The following is a 25,917-nucleotide window of genomic DNA, read 5'->3' on the forward strand; positions in this document are numbered from 1 at the left end:
GTGCCCCTGTTGTGTTCTCCCCGGTACCAAATTTGGATTAGACAATTATGGCAAAAGAATTCTCCCGCGTTGACCGGTTGTCACAACATATAAAAAAAGAGATGGCAGTTATTCTGCAGCGCGAAATTAAAGATCCGCGCCTGCATTCAATGATTACCGTGTCTGATGTCGAAGTATCACGTGATCTGTCACATGCTAAGGTGTTTGTAACCTTTTTAGGCATGGATGACAGCAAGGTTGAAGATAACCTTAAAATCCTCAATGATGCCGCTGGCTATGTACGTAGTTTAATTGGTAAGCGGATTCAGACCAGGATCGTGCCGCATATCCGCTTTGCCTTTGATCAGTCATTGAACGAAGGTATCAGGATGGCGAGTTTAGTGGCCTCAGTTCGTCAGGAAGATGAGCGCAAGCGCAAAGACGCCGGCCTGGAGCCCACTGACAGCGACGGAGCCGATGAGTAATGGCGCGAAAAAATGCCAGAGCAGTCAATGGCATTCTGTTACTGGATAAACCGCTTGAAGTAAGCAGCAATGGTATTTTGCAGCGGGTCCGCTGGTTGTATCAGGCGCAAAAAGCCGGTCATACCGGTGCGCTGGACCCACTGGCCTCCGGTTTACTGCCTGTTTGTTTTGGTGAAGCGACCAAGTTCAGTCAGTTTCTGCTTGATACCGATAAAACTTATCTGGTCACTGCGTGTTTTGGTATTCGTACCAGTACCAGCGATTCAGAAGGTGAAGTGATCAGTGAACGGCCGGTCAGTTTTACTGACACCGAATTAGAACAAGCCCTACAATCGTTACGTGGTGATATTCTGCAAGTGCCCACCATGTACTCGGCGTTAAAACATCAGGGCCAGCCGCTATACAAATATGCGCGGCAGGGTATTACCATAGAGCGTGAAGCGCGGCCAATTAGTATTTTCCGGTTTGAACTGTTAAATCGCGCTGGCAACTCTGCTGATTTTATTGTGCATTGCTCCAAAGGCACGTATATCCGCACCCTGATTGATGATTTAGGTGAGCTACTGGGTTGTGGTGGCCATGTCAGTAAGTTACACCGTACTCAGGTCGGGCCTTTTACCGCTGAGCAGATGGTATCACCAACGCAATTAGAGGTGTTGGCAGAGCACTGCCATACTTCTACAGATTTTAACGCGCTGGATGCGTTGTTGCTGCCGTTGGATGCGGGTATTGTTACTATGCCTGCGTTGCAGCTAAGCCTTGAGCAGCAACATCAGCTACAACATGGCCAGAATTGCAGTGTTACGGCAGATGATATTGAAGCTATCAGGTTACTGGGGCCGGCTGATGTCTTTATCGGTATTGGCCGGATACAGCAGGGGGTGCTGAGTTCACGCCGCTTACTCAACACCAGTGCCGTACAAAAGCCGGCTGTAGAGACAAACACCTTGTAAAAAGGCGGCAAAGTGCTATTATACGCCGGATTTTCTGGGGTCTGCTGGATGAGTGATCGGCGATTCCCTTATTTTAGTTCACTCACATTGGAGTTAAATATGTCATTAAGCGCTGCTGATAAAGCAAAAATTGTTGCTGACTACGCTGTAAAAGAAGGCGATACTGGTTCACCAGAAGTACAGGTTGCCCTGTTAACTGCGTCAATCACTCACCTGCAAGGCCACTTTGCCGAGCACAAGCACGACTTCCATTCTCGTCGTGGTTTGTTACGGATGGTTAGCCAGCGCCGTAAGCTGTTAGATTACTTAAAAGGCAAAGATCAGAGCCGTTACACTACCCTGATCGGTCGTTTAGGTTTACGTCGTTAATCGCTAAGCGATAACGTAGCAAAAAAAGAGGCTTTTCAGCCTCTTTTTTTATGGATTTTTCACAGGAATATTTTTTAGCGCTTTTTTTACTGAACTATCTTTTGTAACAGGTTACAGAGTATACTGTGCAGGCAGAAAACACAGAGAAAGACATCGCAATTCGGCGATTAAGATTAAGGAAATACACACGTGACTCCCATCGTAAAATCATTTCAGTTTGGCCAACATACCTTTACTTTAGAAACCGGCGTTATCGCCCGTCAGGCAGATGCCGCAGTGCTGGCCAGCCTGGGAGATACCTCCGTTTTAGTAACAGTAGTGGGTAAGAAAGAACCTAAACCTGGTCAGGATTTCTTTCCGTTAACCGTTAATTACCAGGAAAAAATGTATGCAGCTGGCCGGATCCCGGGCGGCTTTTTTAAACGTGAAGGCCGGCCCAGTGAGGGTGAAACCCTGACCAGCCGTTTAATCGACCGGCCTATTCGTCCGTTATTCCCGGAAGGTTTTAACAATGAAGTTCAGGTTATTGCTACTGTTGTATCAGTACAACCGGAAATTCAGCCCGATATCGTGGCGTTAATTGGTACTTCAGCGGCGCTGGCTTTATCAGGTATTCCGTTCGCTGGCCCTATCGGTGCCGCGCGTGTCGGTTATGTTAATAATCAGTATGTGCTAAACCCATCAGAAGAAGAGCTGAAAAGCTCGAAACTGGACTTAGTGGTTGCCGGTACACATAATGCAGTACTGATGGTGGAATCTGAAGCCAATATTTTGTCTGAAGACGTTATGTTAGGCGCAGTGATGTATGGCCATGAGCAAATGCAAACGGCGATTAATGCCATCAACGAATTGGCAGCTGAAGGTGCAAAACCCGCCTGGAACTGGCAGGCACCTGCGAAAAACCTGCCATTAATCGCTAAAGTGGCTGAACTGGCTACCGCAGATATTGGTGCAGCATATCAGATCACTGAAAAAGCCAAACGTTATGAGCGTATTGCTGAAATTAAATCAGCATTGCACGCTAAATTGACCGAAGAGCTGGCGGAAGGCGAAGAGCTGGACAAAAGCGAGTTTGGTGATATTTTCCACGACCTGGAAAGTAAAGTCGTACGCAGCCGCATTACCAAAGGCGAGCCACGTATCGATGGCCGTGATCCGGAAATGATCCGTGGTTTAAGCGTAATGACCGGCGTATTGCCGCGTACTCATGGTTCGTCATTGTTTACCCGTGGTGAAACCCAGGCGCTGGTAACCTGTACTTTAGGTACCGCCCGTGATGCTCAGAATATCGATGACTTATTAAGTCAGAAAACCGATACCTTTATGCTGCACTATAACTTCCCTCCGTACTGTGTGGGTGAAACCGGCATGGTTGGCTCACCAAAACGCCGCGAAATCGGTCATGGCCGTTTAGCCAAGCGCGGTGTGTTAGCAGTGATGCCTGATTTTGAAGACTTCCCCTACACTGTACGTATCGTGTCTGAAATTACCGAATCAAACGGCTCCAGCTCAATGGCATCAGTTTGCGGTTCGTCATTGGCCCTGATGGATGCTGGTGTACCGATTAAAGCCTCAGTAGCTGGTATTGCCATGGGTCTGGTAAAAGAGGGCGACGACTTTGTTGTGTTGTCAGATATTTTAGGCGATGAAGATCACTTAGGCGATATGGACTTTAAAGTAGCCGGTACCACTGAAGGTATTACCGCGCTGCAGATGGACATTAAAATCGACGGTATCACTCAGGAAATTATGCAAACTGCGTTAAAGCAGGCCAAAGCGGCCCGTTTGCATATCCTGAACGTGATGGACCAGGCGATTAGCGGTCACCGTAAAGAAATGTCGGAGTACGCGCCGCGTATCTACACCATGAAGATTAACCCGGAGAAAATCCGTGAGGTTATCGGTAAAGGTGGTGCAGTTATCCGTCAGATCACCGAAGAGTCAGGCACCACGATTGAGCTGGAAGATGATGGCAGTATTAAAATTGCTGCAACTACGGCTAAAGCCGCGCAAATTGCCATTGATAAAATCAATGCTATTACCGCGGATATTGAAGTGGGTGCTATCTATCAGGGCGAAGTGGTGCGGATTGTTGACTTCGGCGCTTTCGTTAACGTGTTACCAGGCAAAGACGGCTTAGTGCATATTTCGCAAATCTCTGATGAGCGGGTAAGCAATGTCTCTGAACACTTGCAGTTAGGCCAGAAAGTTGCGGTGAAAGTACTGGAAGTCGACAAGCAGGGCCGGGTGCGGTTGAGTATTAAAGAAGCCAATACTAAACCGGCCGAAGCGGCAGCTAACGCAGAGCAAGACGCATAATATGGTTAGCGTTAAAACTGGTGTGGCAGCGCTGATATTGGCGCTACTTACCTTAAGCGGTTGCGCTACAACGCAACCGTCATCGTCTGCGGCCTGGCTAACGCCAGAGCCGCTGGCGGTACCTTATCGAACTGAGCTGGCTATCGCCCGCTTAACCGAAATTCTGCAACGTGCTGAGTTAACTGAAGAGCAGTCAGCACGTTTATATTATGACCGTGGCGTTATGTATGACAGCGCAGGCTTGCGCTCACTCGCCCGGCTCGATTTTATGCGGGCACTACGGTTGAAACCCGATATGGCAGATGCCTACAATTTTGTCGGTATTCATTACACTCTTAGCGGTAATTTTGATCAGGCTTATGAAGCCTTTGACTCGGCACTGGAGCTTGCTCCCGATTACGAATATGCATACCTGAACCGGGGTATAGCACTGTATTATGCCGACCGCGCAGATCTGGCAGTGCCTGATTTTGTCCGGTTTCTGGAATTACGCCCCGCCGATCCTTACCGGGTGGTGTGGTTGTATCTGGCCGAGTCCGATCTGTCTGAGACTAAGGCTAACGAGCGGTTGACCGCGAATCTGGCCGCATTGGCAACAGATGACTGGGCGACTAACATTGTTCGCTTTTATCATGGAGATATTTCTGAGCAGCAACTGCTGAACTCTGTGCTTGAAGAGCTTGATGGACCGCGGCTTTTAGCTGAGCGTTTATGCGAAGTGTATTTTTATCTGGCCAAATGGCATGAAGCAAAAAAACGTCCTGAACATGCCATCGAATACTACAAAAAGGTACTGGCAACAAATGTTTATGAATTTGTTGAGCACAGGTATGCAAGGCTGGAAATGGCCAGACTGAGAGGGGAAAAGCTCTCAGGTGAGACTGATGCGTTCCATTAGTTCCAGCAACCTAATGTTATTGAAAAGCCGGTTCGCTGGCTTTTTTGCATTATTGCTGGTCGGCTGTTCGCCACACACTGAACCTGTAAGCCAGCAGCAGTTAATCCAACAAGCGACCACTGAGTCAGCAGCTGCGATGCAACTGGGCCGCCAGCGTCTGGCTGACAAAGAGCTAAATGACGCTTTACGCTGGTTCCGGCAGGCTGCACAGCTTGGAGATCACGACGGTTTAAGTCATGCGCTTAAACTACAGCAGCGGTTAGAAGGGCGGTTAGCCACGGCAAAGTGGCTGGAAAAATCGCTGGACAACGCGCAATTAAATGCTGCGATGGTAAGTGAGCAGCAACGGGCAGCACTGGGTTTATGGCAAGCTGCACCAGCAGCTACCGCTAACAGCGGTTACCAGGCGGTTGCCGGTTGTAACCTTACAGTTCAGCCGGTGGCGAGTCAGCAAGCCGGTATAGCGCGTTGGCAGCATTTACGAATGGCTTGGGCTGAAGACCCGTTATTGAGTCAATTGCCGGTCTGTTTTAATGACTTAGTAAAAGTAAATGCTACTGAGCTGCACTGTACAGAACACGCTGAAAAGCGGATTAGCTGTAATTACGCTGCGTTAACCAGCCAGGTGTTAGCAGGACAATTCAGCCAGTTATTAATTATTGCTGGCCAGGGGCTGGCCAGTTACAACAACGGCATAATTCAATTGCCCGATACTGCCAGCCTGGCACTATTACAGCATGAGTTTATGCATGTATTAGGTTTTATTGACGAATACCCATTAAGCCGCCAGGCAGCAGATAACTTGTGCCGTCCGGGCTCTTATGCTACCAATCTGTTATTTGACAATGCGCCAGCAACCCTTGCCTCCTGGCGCGAGCAATGGCTGCCAGCGACAAATACAGCAAGGGGCAAGGTTAAACTTGAAGCGGTTAATACCTGTCAGGCTACGGAGCAGCAAGCGTACCGGGTGGTGGCAACAATTAACCCAATGGAATCATATCAGACTGCGATGCCGGCATTATATAAAGAGCTAATGGTCAGGGCATTGCAGCATCCTGAAAATATAATGCCGGTGCAATACTATTTTGCTTATTTGGCCCGCCAGCAACAAGCCTGGCAGCAATGGCATGCACTTATGCAGCTTGCTGCAGGTCATGGTTACAACGATGCCGTTAACGCGCTACAGCACCTTTAAAGCCTTTTCAAAGCCCTCAGACGTGTTCGTCAGCCGACAACTCAGACAGTTCACGGCTTAATATCTGGCTATCGCCTAAGTTAAGTTCGATTAATCGCTTTAAATGGCCGGCACTTTCCAGATCAATTTTATCGCAGTGTAAGCCAATCACGTCGTCATGTTGATGGGCTACGCTAACCTGCATACTAAAATCAAGCGGATAGTCACTCAGATGCACCCGCAACATCAGCGGGCCCGTTGCTTCAGGCCGCCAACCCGATGGAATATTGATTAAGGCACCTTTTAGAGATAAATCAAGCACTTCGGTGGGATAACTTTGCTCTGCAGTCTCAAGGTGTGCCTTCCCCTGAAAACTGACCCGGCTAAAACGTCGCTGCTCCATATATCCCCCAATTTATTACTGCTGCAAGTGTAGCTGGTTTGCCGGAAAATGACATAACAAGACTAATATGAGAAAGTAATGAAAAAGGCTGCATCAGCAGCCTTAACGGTAAAATGAATCACAGTTTTAACTGACTTCTTCCCCGGCGGCCTGGCGATCAGCATGGTAGCTGGAGCGGACAAAAGGACCACAAGCAGCGTGTTTAAAGCCGATGCTATTGGCAAAATGTTTAATCTCATCAAATTCAGCTGGTGGCATATAGCGCTTAACCGGTAAGTGGTGTTTGCTGGGTTGCAGATACTGGCCCACGGTTAACATATCGACATCATGCTCACGTAAATCTTGTAATACCTGCAGCAGCTCGTCGGTGGTCTCACCTAAGCCAACCATCAGGCCTGACTTGGTAGACACCTCTGGATGCGCCTGCTTAAAGCGCTTAAGTAAGGTGAGGGACCACTTATAGTCAGCGCCAGGCCGGGCCAGTTTGTACAGGCGAGGCGCGGTTTCTAGGTTGTGGTTAAACACATCTGGCGGGCTTTTACTAAGAATTTCCAGCGCGACATCCATCCGGCCACGGAAATCCGGCACTAATACCTCAATTTTAATATCCGGGCTGTATTTGCGGATGGCAGTAATGCAGTCGGCAAAGTGCTGGGCACCGCCGTCACGTAAGTCGTCACGATCAACCGAAGTAATAACAACATACTTTAATTTCATGTCACGAATGGTTAGTGCCAGCTTTTCAGGCTCTTCGGCACTGGGTGGCAGCGGCCGGCCGTGGGCCACATCACAAAACGGGCAACGACGGGTGCAGATAGCACCGAGGATCATAAAGGTTGCCGTGCCGTGATTAAAACATTCCGGCAGGTTAGGGCAGGCGGCTTCCTCGCACACAGAATGCAGGCCATGTTTGCGCATGGCGCCTTTAATCTGGTCGATCCGCTCGGTCGTTTTTGGCAGTTTTATTTTTAGCCAGGACGGCTTACGTAGCATTTCATCCGGTTCGGTTGGTAATACCTTAACCGGAATTAACGCCATTTTATCAGCGTCACGTAATTTAACACCTGGTTCCATACGCGCTGTTTTAGTCATTTTGCCACTCTAACCCTGTTTTAAAACTCAGTTCTGATACGGCCAGTAGCCGCTTAAAAATGTTGCTGATTTCGGTTTTGGCCTGGCTTACTGTCAGCGGGCCACCATAATCTTTACTCTGGATCATTTGCATGCCGGCATAGCCGCAGGGATTAATCCGCTGAAACGGGCTGAGGTCCATGTCGACATTCAGGGCCAGGCCATGAAAAGTGCAGCCTTTTCGCACCCGTAAGCCCAGTGAGGCTATTTTTTTACCGTCAATATATACGCCGGGTGCATCTGGTCGGGCATTGGCAATGGCGCCATATTGGGCCAGCAATTTAATTAGTACCTGCTCAAGCAAGGTAACCAGCTCGCGAACTCCCAGCTTACGCCGCTTGATATCCAGTAACACATACACCACTAGTTGGCCCGGACCATGGTAGGTAACCTGGCCGCCACGGTCTACCTTTACTACTGGAATATCACCGGGCAACAACAGGTGCTCTGCTTTACCGGCCTGGCCCTGGGTAAATACTGCAGGGTGCTCAAGTAGCCATAACTCGTCGGCTGTGTGCTCATCACGCTGGTCGGTAAAACGCTGCATAGCATGCCATACCTGCGTATAGTCCTGGCTGCCTAAATCACGGATCACAAGTTGCTGGCTGAGGCTCACGGTTTACTCCGCTGAAAAACTGGCTGCATTATAGCGATTTGTGCGGCTATTGCGAGTTCAGCACATTAAAGTACGTAGCGGACCAGTTCAATTTTGCCAAGCTCTGTATACAGTAATTCAATGTGGTCTTTACTGGTCACCGTTACTTTTACCGACACTGAATGGTAATTACCTTTGGCACTTGGTTTGACACTGGGGCTGTAGTCTGTGGCGTCAGTATGGCGACATATCACGCTCATCACTGCGTCTACCAGTTCAGGCTCTGCCAGACCAAGCACTTTAAAATTAAACTGGCAAGGGAACTCCAGGTACTGATCAAATTTGGTGTCTTTTACTTCATTAGCCATACGCTTACTCTCATTAACGCAACTGCCGTTTGCCACTCGCCCGGCTGCCAGCTGAAATCGGCCGCCATTGTAACAAAAAATCCCGGCAGCTGCCGGGACTTGTTGGACTGGCATTGACCTGTTTATTCAAACTGCATTTTTACGTAATCAATCATCCGACTGAAAAAGCCGCCGCGGCCGACATCTTCCAGTGCAACCAAAGGATACTCAGCAATATCTTGATCTTCCAGTTTTAAGTAGATAGTGCCAACAACCTGTCCCTTGTTGATGGGGGCAATCAATTGCTGATTCAAGCTGACATCAGCTTGCAGATTGCGACGCTGGCCGCGGGCAATGGTGATCGGTGTGCTTTGTAGTAACCCAAGTTTAATTTGCTCTTTATCACCCTGCCAAATCCGTTGTTCGGCAAATTGCTCACCACTTTGATAAGGTGAAAAGGTTTCAAAGAACCGGAAACCGTAACTTAGTAATTTTTTATTCTCATTGGCGCGGGCACGCTCGCTGTCAGCACCCATTACAACCGACACCAGACGCATACCATCGCGGGTGGCGGAGGTAATTAAACTATAACCGGCTTCACTGGTGTGGCCGGTTTTAATGCCGTCAACTTCCAGGCTGCGATCCCACAATAATGAATTACGGTTGTACTGGCGGATATTATTGTAAGTGAATTCTTTTTCAGCATAAATGGCGTACTCTTCCGGTACATCTCTGATCATGGCTACCGAGAGCTTTGCCATATCTCTGGGGGTAGTGTATTGCTCTGCAACCGGTAAACCGTGGCTGTTACCGAAACGGGTGTTATGCATGCCAAGCCGTTCAGCGTGGGCATTCATCAGGTCGACAAAGGCGCTTTCACTGCCGGCAATATGTTCGGCCATCGCCACACAGGCATCATTGCCTGACTGAATAATGATACCTTTATTTAAGTCAGCGACGGTTACCTGAGTGCCAACCTCGATAAACATCAGGGATGAACCCGGGAAATTCTTGGCCCAGGCCTTTTCACTGATAGTGACCTTGTCATCCAGGCTGATATTGCCGTTCTTCAGCTCGGTACCGATAACGTAACTGGTCATCATCTTGGTCAGGCTGGCTGGCGACAGTGACATATCGGCATTTTCTTCAGACAACACCTTGCCGGTATCGAAATCTATTAAGATATGGCCTTTTGCAGCAACACTGGGTGCCTGCGGAACCACCACCTGGGCCTGACTGATACTGCTGAAACAAAAACTACTGATGGCAACAATGCCGGAAGTGATGATGCGTCTATAACTATTCATGAGACCCGTTCTTTTATTATTGGAAATAGTGAAAGTAAAATTTAATGTCAAACATTTGCTCATTACTGCCTTAGTTTAACGGCACCCTTTGTTTAACTGCACTGTTTGTTTAACTGCATAGGGCACTGTCAAAAAAATAGGCACCGGGGTATTGATTGGCTTTTAATTTAGCCAGCCAGCTCCGGGCTTGCCGCTTGTCTTTACTCGGACCCACTAGTAAGCGGAAAATTCCATCTGCCGCCTGAATCTGGGTTGGTACAGCCAGTTTCCTGGCAACTTCAGCACTTAACTGGTTTAGCTTATCATTATCTGTACTGGCAAAGATCTGAATATAACACTGTTGGTTAGTACTGGCTAAGTCTTGCGCCAGCATAGCCGGAGATTTTATAAGCTCTAACTGAACTCTGGCTGTACCCTGCTGCAACATCCCTATTTTACTGGCGGCCGAGTAAGACAAGTCAATTATCCGGTCGCGATGAAAAGGACCACGGTCATTGACCCGGACTATCGCGCTCTGGCCATTGTCAAGATTAGTGACTTTAACATAGGAAGGAAGAGGCAGCGTTTTATGGGCGGCTGTCATGGCAAACATATTGTAAGTTTCGCCATTCGATGTCAGGTGACCGTGAAACTTACTGCCATACCAGGACGCAATACCTGTTTCCTGAAAGGTGGTTATATCCGCTATTGGTGAATAGTGCTGACCAAATACCTGATAGGGCCGGTTACCACCACGACTTAGCGGCTCAGCTTTGGGGGCGGGGTCGGTCATTTCCAGTAAGGTAGGCAAACGTGTCGGGATACTATCCTGTTGTTGCTGATAACGACCGGCATTTGGTGAGACGGGTTGTGACGGCGAACTGCAACCTGTCAGGATCATCAGCGTCACTGATACTATTGAACAATAATAAAGTCTAAACATTCGCTAACATCCGTTTATGGGTACTTACCGACATTAACACACCAAATGCAGCCATCAGGGTCACCATAGAGGTGCCGCCATAACTGACTAATGGCAAGGGTACGCCGACCACAGGCAATAACCCTGAAACCATGCCAATATTAACAAAAACATAAACAAAAAACGTCAGGGTAAAGCTGGCCGCCACCAGTTTGCTGAAATTATCCTGCGCTTTGCTGGCGATAATTAAACCCCGGCCAATGATAAATAAATAAATCGCCAACAACAAAATCACGCCAATCAGGCCAAATTCTTCACTTAGTACTGAAAAAATAAAGTCAGTGTGGCGCTCGGGTAAAAACTCCAGTTGTGATTGGGTTCCTTGTAACCAGCCTTTGCCATCAACACCGCCAGAGCCAATAGCAATTTTTGACTGGATGATATGATAGCCCGAGCCCAGGGGGTCTGTTTCCGGATTTAAAAATGTCAGCACCCGTTGTCGCTGATAATCATGCATTAAAAAATACCACATGACCGGCGCAAACGCTGATACCAGCACGGCAATAAAGCTTATCAGCCGCCAGCTCATGCCAGCCATAAACAACACAAATACGCCGGACATCGCGATTAACAACGAGGTGCCTAAATCTGGTTGCTTGGCAATCAGCAGGGTCGGAATGGCACACATTAGAAAACCAATAAATAAGTGCCATACGCGGGGGGGCAGATTATGGGAGGCAATAAACCAGGCCACGGCCATCGGTACGGCCAATTTCATAATTTCTGACGGCTGGAATTTCATAAAACCTAAATCGAGCCAGCGCTGGGCGCCTTTGCCAACATAACCAAATAACAGGACAGCGACCAGCATCAATAAGCCAACACTAAACAGGGCAACCGCCCAGCGCCGGATGGTTTGCGGGCTTAGCTGGGCTACGCCTACCATAACGGCTAAGGCAATCCCCAACCGGATTACCTGCGCTTTCATCATCGTCTCGCTCTGGCCGGTTGCACTGTATAAAATCACCAGACCGAAGGCCAGCAATGCCAGCAGACCCAATAGCAGTGGCAGGTCAATATGAAAAGCAGCAAATTTGCCGCTACGCTGCGCCGGGTCGACCATAGTGCTACTCATTGCTATTTACTCCGGCTGAAAAATAATAATCCAGCAGCTGACGGCCAATCGGTGCGCCGACACTGCCGCCGCCGCCGGTATTTTCAACGGCAATTGCAAATACCACAGTTGGGTTGTCTGCCGGTGCATAGCCAATGTACATGGCATTGTCGCGATGTTGCTCTGCCAGGGCATCGGCATTGTATTTTGCATCCTGAGCAATAGCGACAACCTGGGCGGTGCCCGTTTTGCCAGCAGAGCTGTACAGGGCTTTTTTAAAAGCCGGATGGGCGGTTCCTTTCAGCGTTGCTACGGTGCGCACCATCGTGTCTGCCACGACCTCCCAGTTCTTTTCGTCAATAACATTAACAGCGGGACGAAGCCCGGGGTCGACTAACTCGCTACTGTCGGCAGAACTCAGCTCAGCGGCCATATGGGGGGTTGGCATCATGCCTTTATTGACGATAACAGCCGTTGATAAAGCCAGCTGCACAGGCGTGGCGGTCCAGAAGCTCTGCCCAATACTCAGTGGTACCGTATCACCCGGGTACCAGGGTTGATTAAAGCGGGCCCGCTTCCAGCCGCGTGACGGCATATTGGCACTGGCTTCTTCATGAATGTCGATGCCGGTGCGCTCACCAAACCCAAACTGGCGCATATAGTCCGAGATCCGATCAATGCCGAGTTTTATCCCCAGATCATAGAAATAAATATCGCAACTTTCGGCCACCGCACTGTAAACATCAACCCAGCCATGGCCACCGCGTTTCCAGTCCCGAAAACGATGGTCACTGTTTGGCAAGGTAAAGTAGCCCGGATCCCAGACTTTAGTATCGGGTTGCACGGTATCAGTTTCCAGCCCGAGCAGCGCCAGGTGGGGTTTGATGGTCGAAGCAGGAGGATAGATACCCTGGGTAGCCCGATTGATCAGTGGCCTGTCTGGTGAGTGTAACAATGCATTGTAGTTACTGCTGCTGATGCCATGGACAAATAAATTCGGGTCATAGCTCGGGTTAGAATAAAATGCCAGCACAGCACCGTCGCGAGGGTCCATTGCGACGATAGCGCCGCGGCTTTGATTGAGGGTTTGCTGTGCCGTAAGCTGCAGGCCAACATCCAGGCTCAGCCGGATGTTTTTGCCTGAGCGGGCGGGTACTGAGCGCAATACCCGGATAACCCGGCCCCGGTTATTTACTTCCACTTCCTGAAAGCCCATAGTGCCGTGCAGCTGTTCTTCGTAATAGCGCTCCAGTCCCAGCTTGCCTATTTCGCGACTGGCAGCATAATTTGCCAACCGGCCTTGTTCATCCAGCCGGCGCAAATCATCAGTATTAATTTTGCCAATGTAACCCAGCGCATGAGTAAATAAATCGCCAAAAGGATAATGCCGGCTTAAGCGGGCCTCTACGGTGACGCCGGGAAAGCGGTGCAAATTTACCGAGATAACTGCAACTTCCTGCTCGTCTAACCGCTCTTTCAGGGCGATGGAGTTAAAGCGTCGTTGCTGCCTGACTTGTTGCAGAAAATCCTGTTGCTGCTCAGCGGATATCGCAATTAACTGAGCCAGTCTGCGCAGCGTCGTCTCGATATCATCAATTTGTTCGGGTACCAGTTCCAGCGAAAATACCGGCCGGTTTTCAGCCAGTAAAATACCGTTGCGATCGCTGATTAAACCGCGGTTAGGCGCCAACGGCAGCACTTTTATCCGGTTACCTTCAGAGCGGATCTGATAATCCTGATGCGAGCGTACCTGCAGGTTGTACATATTAAGCAATATCACGCTGAACAAGCCGCAGACTACCAGCATCGCAACCACCGCTCTGCTGTTAAACAGGCGGGTTTCGGCGGCAATGTCCTGCATGGCAACGCGTTTTTTCAGCATAACTACTCGCGATGATAAGGGTGATTAGTACTGATACTCCAGGCGCGGTACAGTGCTTCTGCCAGTACCACCCGCACCATGGGGTGAGGCAGGGTCAGGGCGGACAAAGACCACTTCGCTTCGCTGGCGGCAATGCATGCTGGTGACAGCCCTTCCGGCCCACCAATCAGTAAGGCAACATCGCGGCCATCTTGCTGCCACTGCTCCAGCCGCTGGGCCAGTTGCGGGCTGCTCCAGTTGTCGCCGGTGACTTCCAGGGTGACAATCCGGCTGCCTTTACTCACTGCTGCCAGCATTTTTTCACCTTCGAGCTCAAGGATCCGCTTGATATCAGCATTCTTACCGCGTTTTCCTGCCGGAATTTCTATTAACTCCAGTGGCATGTCGCGGCCGAAGCGTCTGGCATACTCATTAAAGCCGGTTTGCACCCAATCGGGCATCCTGGTACCCACAGCGATCAGACTAAGCTTCATACCGGATCAGGCACTCCAGAGTTTTTCCAGTTGATAAAAGTTACGGGTTTCATCCAGCATCACATGCACGACTACCGAATCTAAATCGAGCAGTACCCACTCACCGCTGCTTTCGCCTTCGATGCCCAGAGGCTGGACACCGGCTTTTTTACATTCGGCCGCTAAGTAGCCCGCTACCGACTTGGCATGGCGGGTAGACGTACCCGAGCAGACCACCATAAATTCAGTTACGCTTGATTTGCCGCGGACATCTAAAGTTACGATATCACGGCCTTTCATATCATCAATTTTGTCTGTGACAAAGGCGACCAATTCGTTCGTTTGCACCTATTTTCCTCAATACTCACTAAAAGCGGCTATTTTACCACAGTTTTTCCACGGTTATAGCGCTTAGCTCTGATAGAGTCGATGTTGCTGAATATAGTTCAGTACTTGCGGCGCAAGGTCACTGATATTTTTCTTCTTTTCGGCAAGTGCTGCCCGGATGGCGGTGGCGCTGGGCGTAAATTCTGGATTGTTCAGCTCAATAATGCTGCCACAATCCCGCTGCTGCAGCACCGATATAGCCGCGCCAAATTCTGCCAGCAACGCCGGAGCATCGCCAGCCTGGTGATGGTATCCCGGCCGCTGGCAGACAATCAGGTGACACAGGTTGAGGATTTGGCGCCAGTGATGCCATTGCTTAAAATAGCAAAGTGAATCCATGCCGATAATAAATGCCAGGGTTGTTGCCGGCATGCGTTGTTTTAACAGCGCCAGACTGTCGGCAGTAAAAGAGGGGTTGTCGCGGTTAAGTTCCAGTGGCTGCAATTGCATTTTGGGTTCGTCAGCTATCGCCAGTTCAACCATTTTCGCTCGCTGCCGGGCATTAACCCCGGGACTGGCGCGGTGTGGCGGTATATGGCAGGGCATAAGTTGGAGCTGATCCAGCCGGCAATGCTCCAGCACATAGCGGCCACAGGCCAGGTGCCCCTGATGAATGGGGTCAAAGGTGCCGCCGAAAATGCCAATCAGCGGCCTGGCAGCAGCTGAGTTAATCATCACTGTGTTGCTGTAAACTGTAGGTGCGGGGCACAGGTCTGATAAATAAACAGACTAGGTGGCCAAGTGCCGTTGCAATATCGGCTAATTTGCCTGCTTTGTAAAGCCGGTCAAATGCCGCCAGCTCCTGTAATAAATAGTGCAGATAACTTAATGATAAACGCTGTAGTGCCTGCTGATACAAGGGCTGGCGTTTTGGCCAGATGGCCAGTTGTTTATAAATCTGACTTAGCGCAATACCTTGTTGCTGACTGTGCTGAAGCTGTTGCAACTGCTGAATGTCCCGCTGTAATTGCCAGATTATTATCGCCGGCTCTAAGTCCTGCTGCAACAGCCGCTGTAACCGATGCATAGCCTGTGGGCCCTCGCCGGCAAGAATGGCATCGCCCAACTGGAATACGGTAAAACTGGAATGATCAGCCAGAAACTCTGCTAACGCCTCAGCATCAACCTGTTGGTCTGGATGGGTTAAGGCCAGTTTTTCCAGCTCCTGCCGGGCTGCCAGCAAATTGCCGGCACTATGATGTTGTAGCAGATTAAAAGCGTCACCGGTTAACTGCAAATTCAGCTGGCGGGCACGTTGTTGCAACCATTGCCGGGCCTGACGGTCATCCAGTGGATAAATAGCGAGCTGCACCGCTACTTGCTGCAGCTGTTTAAACCAGGCCAGTTTACTGACCTCAGCAAAACTGCGCTGACCATGTATCACCAGCACAATGTCAGGAGACAGCGCACTGGCAAGTTGTTTTAACTGGTCGCTGGCTGTCGGGGGCAGTTTTTGGCTGAGTTCCAGTTCTATTAAGCGTTTCTCAGCAAACAGGGACATGGCGCCCAGTTCGTTGTGCAGCTGACTCCAGTCAAACTGGTTATCAACGGCAAAGCTGAGCCGTTCGTCATAGCCCTGGTCTTTGGCCGCGAGGCGAATGGCATCAATGGCCTCGAGCTTTTGCAACGGCTCTTCGCCAAAAATCAGATAACATGCAGCTAACCCTTGCTGAAGCTGGGCAGCCAGCTGGTTAGCATACAGTTTTTGCATCAGTCTAACCGGGCCAGTTGCCGGATAATTCGATTGGCCGCCTGTTGCCGTAACTCACTGAGTAATAAGTCAAGCTCCCGGGCTTTGGCCAGCGCCTGGTTCGGATCATCCTGATAATCGCGGTATAGTTCAAACTGATTAAAAGCGGGTTCAGCGCCCGGCATAATTAAATAATAACTGACTTTGTAAATCAGCTCATACTCGGCCACCTGGCCACTGGGAAACAACGACAAGGTCCGTCGTTCCAACGTGTCACTGACTAACTGAATGGTCGGGGCATCAGACGCCATACTGTCCAGTAAGCGCACACTGTTCTGACTCAGACGTTCATTCAGCAGCTCAGCCAGTTCAGAATGGGCATCACTTTGCACATAGACTGCCGGAAACTGGCTAAGTGGCAAGTTGCCGCGCAGGTGAAAGCCACAGCTGCCCAGTGCCAGTGTCAGCACGACGCCTATTGCCACTCTCAACATATCAGCCAACCACCAGATTAAGCAATTTACCCGGAACGTAAATCACTTTACGAACGGTTACCCCGTCCAGATAACGCTGCACGTTGTCATCCTGCTTGGCTTCCTCAAGTACCTGCTGTTCAGTAGCGTCGGCACTGACCGTTACTTTAGCCCGCACTTTACCGTTTATCTGCACTACCACCAGCTTTTCGTCTTCCACCATCGCCTGTTCATCAACGGCAGGCCAGGGGGTTTGTTCAATACCCTGGCTCTGGCCCATTTGTTGCCATAAATACTGGGCTACATGCGGGGTTATCGGATTCAGCAGCTGTAATAATGCCAATACCGCTTCATGCATTACTGCTTTGTCCTGAGCGCTTGCCAGACTGGCCCGTTGCAATTTATTGCTCAGTTCCATAATGGCGGCAATGGCAGTATTGAAAGTATAGCGCCGGCCGATATCGTCGCTGACTTTGAAAATGGTTTTGTGCAGCTCGCGCCGTAACGCTTTCTGCTCGTTATTTAAGGTGCTTAATTGCAGTGGCTCTGGTGCGCCGGCTGCTTTTACGTCCTGCACCAGAGTATAAATCCGCTTAATAAAACGATGTGCGCCTTCCACGGCAGAATCCGACCATTCCAGGGTTTGTTCTGGCGGAGCGGTAAACATCATAAACAAGCGCACGGTATCGGCACCATACTGGTTAATAACCTGCTGTGGGTCGATACCATTGTTTTTTGACTTGGACATTTTGCTCATGCCGGCTGACTGCACCGGCAAACCATCGCTTTGCAATACCGCCCGGGTGATCCGGCCTTTGTCATCGCGCTCGACGGTGACATCCTGTGGTGCTAACCACTGTTTGCCACCGTTATCGGTTTCGCGATAAAAGGTTTCAGCCAACACCATGCCCTGGCACAACAGCCGTTTAAAAGGCTCATCACACTGCACCAGGCCAACATCACGTAGCAATTTGTGGAAGAAGCGGGCATACAGCAAATGCAGAATGGCGTGTTCAATTCCGCCGATGTACTGATCAACCGGCAGCCAGTAATTGGCCTTGGCCGGGTCCAGCATGGCTTTATCATAATCCGGGCTGCAATAACGGGCATAGTACCAGCTCGACTCCATAAAGGTGTCGAAGGTATCGGTTTCATGAAATGCCGGTGCGCCGTTATAGTCGGTTTTGGCCCAGTTTGGGTCGGCTTTAATCGGTGAGGTGACGCCGTCCATGACCACATCTTCCGGTAAGCGTACCGGCAGTTGATCTTCCGGCACCGGCACGACAGAGCCATCGGCCAGGTTCAGCATCGGAATAGGGGTACCCCAGTAGCGCTGGCGCGACACGCCCCAGTCACGCAGGCGATAATTAACCTTGACCTCGCCTTTGCCCAGGCTGGCCAGTTTGGCGGCAATGGCGTTAAAGGCCTCAGTAAACGCTAAACCATCAAATTCAGCTGAATTAATCAGGGTGCCTTTTTCGGTGTAAGCCTGCTGAGTTAAATCGGCAGCCTCGCCACTGTTTGCCTGCACAACTTGTTTAATGGTTAAACCGTACTTAGTTGCAAATTCATAGTCGCGCTGATCATGGCCAGGTACCGCCATCACGGCGCCTGAGCCATAGTCCATCAGTACAAAATTGGCGACCCATACCGGCAGTTGCTCTCCGGTCAGCGGGTGGATTGCAAAAATGCCGGTGGCACAGCCTTTTTTCTCCATGGTAGCCAGTTCAGCTTCAGCCAGCTTGCCGCCTTTGCAGTCTTCAATAAATGCGGCCAGCTGCGGGTTAGATGCTGCCGCTGTACGTGCCAGCGGGTGCTGTGCCGCCACTGCCAGATAGGTCACCCCGTACAGGGTATCCGGCCGGGTAGTATAAACTTCAACTTCACTCTGCTGTCCGGCAATATCAAAGCGGATATTGACGCCCTCAGAGCGACCAATCCAGTTTTTCTGCATGGTACGCACTTGCTCAGGCCATTCAGTCAGCTGCTCTAAATCGGCCAGCAGCTCTTCAGCATAAGCGGTAATTTTTATAAACCACTGGGCCAGCTCGCGTTGCTCGACAACTGCGCCAGAACGCCAGCCGCGGCCATCGATAACCTGTTCGTTGGCCAGTACACATTGGTCTACCGGATCCCAGTTGACGGTCGCCATTTTTTTGTAAACCAAACCTTTTTCATACAACTTGGTAAAAAACCACTGCTCCCAGCGGTAATAATCAGGTTTACAAGTGGCGACCTCCCGGCTCCAGTCGTAACCAAACCCCAGCCGTTTCAGCTGGTTTTTCATATAATCGATATTTTCGTAAGTCCATTTAGCTGGCGCCGTTTTGTGGTTGATCGCCGCGTTTTCCGCCGGTAAACCAAAGGCATCCCAACCCATTGGCTGCATCACATTTTTGCCCTGCATCCGTTGAAAACGACTGACTACATCGCCAATGGTATAGTTACGGACATGACCCATGTGCAAGCGCCCGCTCGGATAGGGGAACATTGACAGGCAATAAAACTTTTCTTTGCTGGGATCTTCCGTTACCTGAAAGGCATTAGTTTGCTCCCATTGTTGTTGCAAAGCGGTTTCAATTAGCTGCGGGTCATATTGTTGTTGCATTTACATCATCCACGATAAAGTTCTGGCAGGGCCGGCATGGCCGGAAAAAGTGGCTATAGCATACCGCAGCGCGGTTTTGACAACAATAAGCAAGCGCGTTGTCTATACTGGAAAAACTACCAAGGAGACAATATGAGCGATTTTTATAAAAAGTATCAACGTTGGCTGGCCGAATTCAACCGCAATTTGCAGCAAAACCCGGATAACTACGATAACCAACTGGTTAAGTTTGCAGATACGTTAAAAGCCTATCTTAAAGCGGGAAAAGAGCTGAGCGCATACGAGACACGCTTATTTATTGAAACTCTAAAGCGCCAGTGGCACGAGCAAGAGCAAGATACCCAGAAGGATATTCCGGCTGCAGAACAGGCTGCGCCTTCGCTGTGGCCTGAAGCGTTGTGGCAGGAGCTTAGTAATATTACCGATAAAACCCAGCTGGAATGGCAGGAGCTGACTCAGGATTTCAAACATCAGGGGGTGTATTATCAGGGCGAAATGGTCGGTATGGGGCGTTATCGCTGCAGCAACTGCTATCAGCATATTGATTACACCCATCCGGCTGAGTTACTACCCTGCAGTAATTGCGACGGCGTGCAGTTTTACCGGGAGGGGTTGCCGGTTTAATTTTTCCACACCACCTAACATTGTAGGCAGCAAAAGAATAGCAGTTTTGATGTTTTATTGGGCTGCAAGCCAGTTTAACCCTGTTTTTACTGGTTTTGTCGCCTTTAAACCCCTATAATGCGCGCTTATTTTTTTACAGTGTGTAATTGTTGACCAACTAATAACCAACGAGGATAGGCCGGTGTAACGCGCAGAACCCCTGATAAAGTGCAAATAAAGTTCAAGGCTCAAAGCGGAAAATGCAGCCTGGTGTAGGCACTTTAAACGCAGTTTATGCTAAGCGTCTGTGCTGAATGTCGGAAAATAACTTGTTGGACATGTAAATGATTAATTCTCTGAAACGGAACTGGTTCTCCAATATCAGAGGCGATGTTCTGTCTGCTATCGTGGTAGCGCTCGCCCTGATCCCTGAAGCTATTGCTTTTTCTATTATCGCCGGTGTTGACCCCAAAGTCGGCCTGTATGCCTCTTTTGCTATTTGTTTCATTATTGCTTTTGTTGGTGCCCGCCCGGCGATGATCTCTGCCGCTACCGGTGCCATGGCGCTGCTGATGATTACCCTGGTTAAAAACCACGGCCTGGAATACCTGTTGGCGGCGACCTTGTTATGCGGCCTGATCCAGATTGTGTTTGGCATTTTTAAACTGGGCGACTTAATGCGCTTTGTTTCGCGCTCAGTGGTCACCGGCTTTGTTAATGCGTTGGCCATCCTGATTTTTATGGCGCAGCTGCCTGAGCTAAGCGGTACTTACGGTAGCGCCACCGTCTATGGTATGACAGCGCTGGGCCTGGCTATTATTTACCTGTTTCCTTATGTTACCAAAGCAGTTCCATCGCCGTTAGTTTGCATCATAGTGCTGACCGGCCTGGCGCTGTATTTCGGACTGGACATTCGTACGGTAGCCGATATGGGCGAATTGCCGGATAGTCTGCCCATTTTCCTGTGGCCGGACGTGCCGCTGAATTTTGCAACGCTGCAAATTATTTTCCCGTATTCGCTGGCGCTGGCGGTGGTGGGTATTCTGGAGTCGTTAATGACGGCAACGATTGTCGATGATTTGACCGATACCAGCAGCAATAAAAACCGCGAATGTGTTGGTCAGGGGGTGGCGAATTTAGGCTCTGGCTTAATTGGTGGTATGGCAGGCTGTGCGATGATTGGACAGTCAATTATCAATGTCAAATCAGGTGGCCGTACCCGGTTATCAACCTTATTGGCCGGTATTTTACTGTTGATTATGGTGGTGTTTTTAGATAAATGGGTCGGGCTGATCCCAATGGCTGCGCTGGTCGCCATTATGATCATGGTATCTATTGGTACCTTTAGCTGGTCGTCGGTTAAAGACCTTCGCAAAAACCCGAAAAGCTCGTCAGTTGTGATGATTATGACGGTTATTGTGGTCGTCGCCACCCATAACCTGGCCTATGGTGTGCTGGTTGGGGTGCTGCTAAGTGCCTTGTTTTTTGCTAATAAAGTCGGTCAGATTTTGTATATCGGTTCTAAACTTACTGCCAATGGCCAGCAGCGCGACTACCAGGTAGTCGGCCAGGTATTTTTTACCTCTGCCGAACAATTTATCGGCGCCTTTGATTTTAAAGAAGCGGTTGAGAACGTGACCATTGATTTAAGCCGGGCCCATTTCTGGGATATTACCGCTGTCAGCTCACTGGATAAAGTGGTGCTGAAATTCCGCCGCGAAGGAACAGCAGTGGAGCTGATTGGTTTAAATGAGGCCAGCGCCACCCTGGTCGACAAGTTTGCTGTACATAATCAGCCTGATGCCGTGGAAAAGTTGATGGGACACTGATTTCAGTTAAGTTGATCTTAGATAATTTGTGCTTAGCTGAAGCAGCGTAAGCTGAGCCGATTACTGGCAACAGGAGATAATAACGATGACAAGAAAAGTAATGGCATGTATTGATGCCTCGCCCTATGCCGAAGCTGTATGTGATTATGCCGTCTGGGCAGCAAAACGTTTAACGGTGCCAATGGCCGTTATTCATGTACTGGATAAAGCCCAGCATACTCACACCCCCGACTTAAGTGGTAGTATCGGTTTAGGTTCGCAAGAGGTATTATTGCAGCAACTGGCTGAGTTGGACGAAAAGCATGGCAAGCTGGCAATGGAGCGGGGCCGTTTAATGCTGGATGCGGCAAAAAGCCGGGCCGAACAGGCAGGGGTAGAAGGCGTGGATGAGCGGTTGCGCCATGGCACCCTGGTTGAAACCCTGGTTGAACTGGAAGAGGAAACCCGCCTTCTGGTGCTGGGCAAACGCGGTTTTAGCAGTGCCGACGCGCATGGCCATATGGGCTTGCATGTAGAACAGGTGATCCGCAGCCTGCATAAACCCATTTTATTAACTCAGCAACGTTATAAAGCGCCGCAGCGGATTATGCTGGCCTATGATGGCAGTGCAACTGCACTAAAAGGTCTGGAAATGCTGGCAGCCAGCCCGCTGGGCAGAGGGTTGCCGGTACATCTGGTGATGGCGGGTGCCAATATTGAGGCGGCTCAGCAGCAAATGGAAACGGCAGCGCACATTTTGCGCAATGCCGGTTTTGAGACCAAAGTGGCAATTGTTGGCGGTGAGCCCGATGAAGTGCTTAACCAGTACCAGCAGGAGCACCATATTGACCTGATGGTGATGGGGGCTTATGGCCATTCCCGGATCCGCCAGTTTATTGTTGGCAGTACCACTACTGCCATGATTAGCAAGGCAAAGTGTTCCTTGTTAATCCTTCGCTGATAAAACAGACAACCCGGCTCCCCGCCGGGTTGTCTGTTTTATCGTATTACTAGTGTTGTTTAAATTTGAAGTAGCCAATCATGTTTAAGTTCAGCATCATTCTGGGTAGTTTATTTGCGTTATTGTGTTCACCTGTCGCCTTTGCTGCCAGTGGTCCGCTGGCCCTAACGGCCTCCACCACCGGTTATATTGCCTTATTTATTTTTATCATCGCTTATATCCTGGTGATGCTGGAAGAGAAAATTCATTTACGTAAGTCAAAGCCGGTACTGGTTGCGGCCGGTATTATCTGGGCGTTGATTGGCTGGCGCTACATTCAGGCTGACATGCCCACAGTAACCGAAGAGGCATTCCGCCATACCTTACTGGAATTTGCCGAGCTGATGCTGTTTTTGCTGGTCGCCATGACCTATATTAACGCGCTGGAAGAGCGGCGGGTGTTTGATGCGCTGCGCAGCTGGATGGTCCGAAAGGGCTTTAGTTATCAGTCAATGTTCTGGATAACCGGTATTCTGTCATTCTTTATTTCACCGATCGCCGATAACCTGACCACCGCGTTACTGATGTGTGCGGTAGTAATGAAGGTGGCAGAAGGTGACAAAAAATTTATTAATCTGTGTTGTATAAACATTGTCGTTGCTGCCAACGCCGGCGGTGCTTTCAGCCCCTTTGGCGATATCACCACGCTGATGGTGTGGCAGGCCGGCGTATTGCGCTTTATGGAGTTTCTGGCGCTGTTTTTACCGTCGGTGGCCAATTACCTGATCCCGGCCATTATCATGAGTTTCTTTGTTGAAAAGCGCAAACCCTCGGCAGTATACGAAGAGGTTGAACTGAAGCGTGGTGCAATCCGGATTTTATGCCTGTTTTTACTCACTATTGCCACAGCGGTGGCCTTTCACTCGGTGCTGCACTTACCGCCGGTCCTTGGCATGATGACTGGCCTGGGTTATTTACAGTTTTTCGGGTTTTTCCTGCGGGTTACGTTGCCGGGTTCACTGGCCCGTAAAAGAGCCATGGCTGAACGGGAAGGCGATCAGGAGCGAATTAAAGCCCTGGGACAGATAGTGCCCTTTGATGTATTCAGCCGGGTTTCCCGTGCCGAGTGGGACACGCTGCTGTTCTTCTACGGGGTGGTAATGTGTGTCGGTGGTCTGGGTTTTATCGGCTATCTGGAGCTGATGTCAACAGTGCTGTATACCGAGTGGAATGCCACCTACGCTAACATTGCTCTGGGCTTAATTTCGGCGGTAATCGATAATATCCCGGTAATGTTTGCGGTGCTGACCATGATGCCGGAGATGTCGCACGGCCACTGGTTACTAATCACCTTAACCGCCGGTGTGGGCGGTAGCCTGTTATCAATTGGTTCCGCTGCCGGGGTGGCACTGATGGGCCAGGCCCGGGGCTATTACACCTTTGCCGGCCACCTGAAGTGGGCGCCGGTCATTTTACTGGGCTACATTGCCAGTATTGCCGTGCATTTATGGCTAAATGCCGCCAGCTTTGCCGAGTATGGTGTGGCAAGTTAACGATAAAAGTATTTTTAGCGTGAAAATTTTAGCCTGGCTCAATTACGCCAGGCATCTGCCAATCTTATTTAAGATATAACCGAGGGTGTGCACGTGAAACAGTGGCTGCTGTGGCTGATAGTGGGTGTGGTATTTACGCCGGCGGCATATGCTGCAACGGGCGAATTGGACTTGACTCGCTCTGCGGTAGGTATTAGTGCGCTAGTGCTATTTGCATTAGCTTATTTGCTGGTAATGGCAGAAGAGAAAATACATCTGCGTAAATCCAAACCGGTGCTGGTGGCGGCCGGTATTATCTGGGCGCTGGTGGCGTGGCGTTATATGCAGGATGGTATTCCCGGGGTTACCGCCGATGCGTTTCGGCACACCCTGCTGGAATTTGCGGAGTTAATGCTGTTTTTGCTGGTTGCCATGACCTACATTAACGCGCTGGAGGAGCGGCGGTTATTTGATGCTTTAAGGGCGTGGATGATCCGCAAAGGCTTCAGCTATCGCAGCTTGTTCTGGATTAGTGGCGTACTGGCTTTTTTTATCTCGTCATTTGCCAACAATATGACTACCGCTATGCTGATGTGTGCAGTGGTAATGAAAGTCGCTGAAGGCGATAAGCGTTTTATTAACCTGACCTGCGTTAATATCGTTATCGCCGCAAATGCCGGAGGCGCCTTTATACCGTTTGGCGATATTACGACGCTAATGGTATGGCAGGCGGGTATTATTACCTTTAACGAGTTTTTTACGTTGTTTTTGCCAGCGGTAGTAAACTACCTGGTGCCGGCAATAATAATGAGCTTTTTTGTTGAACGCCGATACCCCGCTGCCTTACAGGAAGATGTTGAACTTAAACGTGGCGCGCTGCGCATTATGACATTATTTCTGGCCACAATAGCGCTGGCTGTGCTGTATCATTCCTGGCTGGATTTACCGCCGGTGCTGGGTATGATGACCGGTCTGGGGTTGTTGCAGTTCTTCGGCTTTTTCCTGCGCAAAACCCTACCCGGTTCGCTGGCACGCAAGCGGGCCATGGCAGAGCGTCAAGGAGATATGGAGCGGATCCGTTCGCTTGGTCAAATCGTACCCTTTGACGTATTCAGCCGGATCGCCAGGGCTGAGTGGGATACGCTGCTGTTTTTCTATGGGGTGGTAATGTGTGTTGGTGGTTTAGGTTATATCGGCTATCTGGAGCTGTTATCAACCACCTTGTATGGCAATGGTAACCCGACTGTAGCCAACGTCGTGTTGGGCTTAATGTCATCAGTGATCGATAACATTCCGGTAATGTTTGCCGTGTTAACCATGCAGCCGGATATGGCGCATGGCCAATGGTTGCTGATTACCCTCACTGCCGGGGTTGGTGGTAGTTTGCTTTCCATTGGCTCAGCCGCTGGCGTCGCATTAATGGGCCAGGCCAGAGGCTATTACACCTTTGTTGGCCACCTGAAATGGGCACCGGTAATTTTACTGGGCTATTTTGCCAGCGTTGCAGTCCATTTGTGGCTGAATGCTGCCAGTTTTGCGGAGTATAGCCTGGTGAGCTGAGTCGGCA

25 protein-coding genes are annotated in these 25,917 nt (G+C 49.9%); 11 read left to right on the plus strand and 14 right to left on the minus strand.

All coding sequences use genetic code 11. The features are described 5' to 3' along the window. Nucleotides 1-47 precede the first annotated feature (47 nt). The 6 genes from rbfA (at nucleotide 48) to KG631_RS04455 (ending at nucleotide 6,198) form a co-directional block, all read left to right on the plus strand. Nucleotides 48-464, plus strand: coding sequence for a 30S ribosome-binding factor RbfA (gene rbfA, locus KG631_RS04430; RefSeq protein ID WP_097111798.1), 417 nt, complete (start codon nucleotides 48-50; stop codon nucleotides 462-464). Further along, complete coding sequence (gene truB / locus KG631_RS04435) at nucleotides 464-1,417, plus strand: tRNA pseudouridine(55) synthase TruB (RefSeq protein ID WP_213995669.1); 954 nt, start codon at nucleotides 464-466, stop codon at nucleotides 1,415-1,417. The genes rbfA and truB overlap by 1 nt, the downstream gene beginning before the upstream one ends. A gap of 99 nt (nucleotides 1,418-1,516) precedes the next feature. Continuing rightward, nucleotides 1,517-1,786: a 30S ribosomal protein S15 gene (rpsO, locus tag KG631_RS04440; protein ID WP_097111796.1), complete on the plus strand. Its 270-nt coding sequence runs from the start codon at nucleotides 1,517-1,519 to the stop codon at nucleotides 1,784-1,786. A gap of 189 nt (nucleotides 1,787-1,975) precedes the next feature. Continuing rightward, complete coding sequence (gene pnp, locus KG631_RS04445) at nucleotides 1,976-4,105, plus strand: polyribonucleotide nucleotidyltransferase (protein WP_213995670.1); 2,130 nt, start codon at nucleotides 1,976-1,978, stop codon at nucleotides 4,103-4,105. Between the two features lies 1 nt (nucleotide 4,106). Beyond that, on the plus strand, nucleotides 4,107-5,003 hold the full coding sequence (gene nlpI, locus KG631_RS04450) for a lipoprotein NlpI (RefSeq protein ID WP_213995671.1): 897 nt from the start codon (nucleotides 4,107-4,109) through the stop codon (nucleotides 5,001-5,003). Continuing rightward, a complete protein-coding gene (locus tag KG631_RS04455) occupies nucleotides 4,990-6,198 on the plus strand; it encodes a hypothetical protein (RefSeq protein ID WP_213995672.1) in 1,209 nt (402 codons plus the stop codon). The genes nlpI and KG631_RS04455 overlap by 14 nt, the downstream gene beginning before the upstream one ends. Before the next feature lie 16 nt (nucleotides 6,199-6,214). Here the strand turns inward: KG631_RS04455 and KG631_RS04460 are convergent, their stop codons facing one another. The 14 genes from KG631_RS04460 to leuS form a co-directional block, all read right to left on the minus strand. Then, complete coding sequence (locus KG631_RS04460; protein ID WP_213995673.1) at nucleotides 6,215-6,580, minus strand: PilZ domain-containing protein; 366 nt, start codon at nucleotides 6,578-6,580, stop codon at nucleotides 6,215-6,217. Nucleotides 6,581-6,706: 126 nt separating this feature from the next. Beyond that, the gene (gene lipA / locus KG631_RS04465; RefSeq protein WP_213995674.1) at nucleotides 6,707-7,672 is read right to left on the minus strand and encodes a lipoyl synthase; all 966 of its coding nucleotides are present in this window, start codon (nucleotides 7,670-7,672) and stop codon (nucleotides 6,707-6,709) included. Beyond that, a complete protein-coding gene (gene lipB / locus KG631_RS04470) occupies nucleotides 7,665-8,327 on the minus strand; it encodes a lipoyl(octanoyl) transferase LipB (RefSeq protein ID WP_213995675.1) in 663 nt (220 codons plus the stop codon). The genes lipA and lipB overlap by 8 nt, the downstream gene beginning before the upstream one ends. A gap of 65 nt (nucleotides 8,328-8,392) precedes the next feature. After that, complete coding sequence (gene ybeD, locus KG631_RS04475) at nucleotides 8,393-8,674, minus strand: DUF493 family protein YbeD (RefSeq protein WP_213995676.1); 282 nt, start codon at nucleotides 8,672-8,674, stop codon at nucleotides 8,393-8,395. Nucleotides 8,675-8,796: 122 nt separating this feature from the next. Next, nucleotides 8,797-9,960, minus strand: coding sequence for a serine hydrolase (locus KG631_RS04480; protein WP_213995677.1), 1,164 nt, complete (start codon nucleotides 9,958-9,960; stop codon nucleotides 8,797-8,799). Nucleotides 9,961-10,069: 109 nt separating this feature from the next. Then, nucleotides 10,070-10,882, minus strand: coding sequence for a septal ring lytic transglycosylase RlpA family protein (locus KG631_RS04485; protein ID WP_213995678.1), 813 nt, complete (start codon nucleotides 10,880-10,882; stop codon nucleotides 10,070-10,072). Continuing rightward, nucleotides 10,875-11,996 (minus strand): rod shape-determining protein RodA, encoded by a 1,122-nt coding sequence (gene rodA / locus KG631_RS04490; protein WP_213995679.1) that lies wholly within the window; start codon nucleotides 11,994-11,996, stop codon nucleotides 10,875-10,877. Before rodA ends, KG631_RS04485 begins: the two co-directional genes overlap by 8 nt. Then, nucleotides 11,989-13,857: a penicillin-binding protein 2 gene (gene mrdA / locus KG631_RS04495; RefSeq protein WP_213995680.1), complete on the minus strand. Its 1,869-nt coding sequence runs from the start codon at nucleotides 13,855-13,857 to the stop codon at nucleotides 11,989-11,991. The genes rodA and mrdA overlap by 8 nt, the downstream gene beginning before the upstream one ends. A gap of 2 nt (nucleotides 13,858-13,859) precedes the next feature. After that, entirely contained in the window at nucleotides 13,860-14,330 is a 471-nt protein-coding gene (gene rlmH, locus KG631_RS04500; RefSeq protein ID WP_213995681.1) for a 23S rRNA (pseudouridine(1915)-N(3))-methyltransferase RlmH, read from the minus strand. A 6-nt stretch (nucleotides 14,331-14,336) separates the two neighbouring features. Continuing rightward, a complete protein-coding gene (gene rsfS / locus KG631_RS04505; protein WP_097111785.1) occupies nucleotides 14,337-14,657 on the minus strand; it encodes a ribosome silencing factor in 321 nt (106 codons plus the stop codon). 63 nt (nucleotides 14,658-14,720) lie between these two features. Next, a complete protein-coding gene (gene nadD, locus KG631_RS04510) occupies nucleotides 14,721-15,371 on the minus strand; it encodes a nicotinate-nucleotide adenylyltransferase (protein WP_213995682.1) in 651 nt (216 codons plus the stop codon). Continuing rightward, a complete protein-coding gene (holA, locus tag KG631_RS04515) occupies nucleotides 15,364-16,407 on the minus strand; it encodes a DNA polymerase III subunit delta (RefSeq protein WP_213995683.1) in 1,044 nt (347 codons plus the stop codon). Before holA ends, nadD begins: the two co-directional genes overlap by 8 nt. After that, nucleotides 16,407-16,880: an LPS assembly lipoprotein LptE gene (gene lptE, locus KG631_RS04520; RefSeq protein ID WP_213995684.1), complete on the minus strand. Its 474-nt coding sequence runs from the start codon at nucleotides 16,878-16,880 to the stop codon at nucleotides 16,407-16,409. The genes holA and lptE overlap by 1 nt, the downstream gene beginning before the upstream one ends. A 1-nt stretch (nucleotide 16,881) precedes the next feature. Further along, a complete protein-coding gene (gene leuS / locus KG631_RS04525; RefSeq protein WP_213995685.1) occupies nucleotides 16,882-19,467 on the minus strand; it encodes a leucine--tRNA ligase in 2,586 nt (861 codons plus the stop codon). A gap of 132 nt (nucleotides 19,468-19,599) precedes the next feature. Between leuS and KG631_RS04530 the strand changes: the two genes are divergently transcribed. The 5 genes from KG631_RS04530 to nhaD (KG631_RS04550) all read left to right on the plus strand — a co-directional run bounded on the left by KG631_RS04530 (nucleotide 19,600) and on the right by nhaD (KG631_RS04550) (nucleotide 25,910). After that, nucleotides 19,600-20,091: a hypothetical protein gene (locus KG631_RS04530; protein ID WP_213995686.1), complete on the plus strand. Its 492-nt coding sequence runs from the start codon at nucleotides 19,600-19,602 to the stop codon at nucleotides 20,089-20,091. A 323-nt stretch (nucleotides 20,092-20,414) separates the two neighbouring features. After that, the gene (locus KG631_RS04535) at nucleotides 20,415-21,899 is read left to right on the plus strand and encodes a SulP family inorganic anion transporter (RefSeq protein WP_213995687.1); all 1,485 of its coding nucleotides are present in this window, start codon (nucleotides 20,415-20,417) and stop codon (nucleotides 21,897-21,899) included. Between the two features lie 85 nt (nucleotides 21,900-21,984). Next, nucleotides 21,985-22,839, plus strand: a complete 855-nt coding sequence (locus tag KG631_RS04540; RefSeq protein ID WP_213995688.1) for a universal stress protein — start codon at nucleotides 21,985-21,987, stop codon at nucleotides 22,837-22,839. Nucleotides 22,840-22,919: 80 nt separating this feature from the next. Continuing rightward, nucleotides 22,920-24,371: a sodium:proton antiporter NhaD gene (nhaD, locus tag KG631_RS04545; RefSeq protein ID WP_213995689.1), complete on the plus strand. Its 1,452-nt coding sequence runs from the start codon at nucleotides 22,920-22,922 to the stop codon at nucleotides 24,369-24,371. 108 nt (nucleotides 24,372-24,479) lie between these two features. Then, nucleotides 24,480-25,910, plus strand: a complete 1,431-nt coding sequence (gene nhaD / locus KG631_RS04550) for a sodium:proton antiporter NhaD (RefSeq protein ID WP_301003611.1) — start codon at nucleotides 24,480-24,482, stop codon at nucleotides 25,908-25,910. Nucleotides 25,911-25,917: the final 7 nt, after the last annotated feature.

The organism is Arsukibacterium sp., from assembly GCF_018402695.1.
Lineage (GTDB): Bacteria > Pseudomonadota > Gammaproteobacteria > Enterobacterales > Alteromonadaceae > Alishewanella.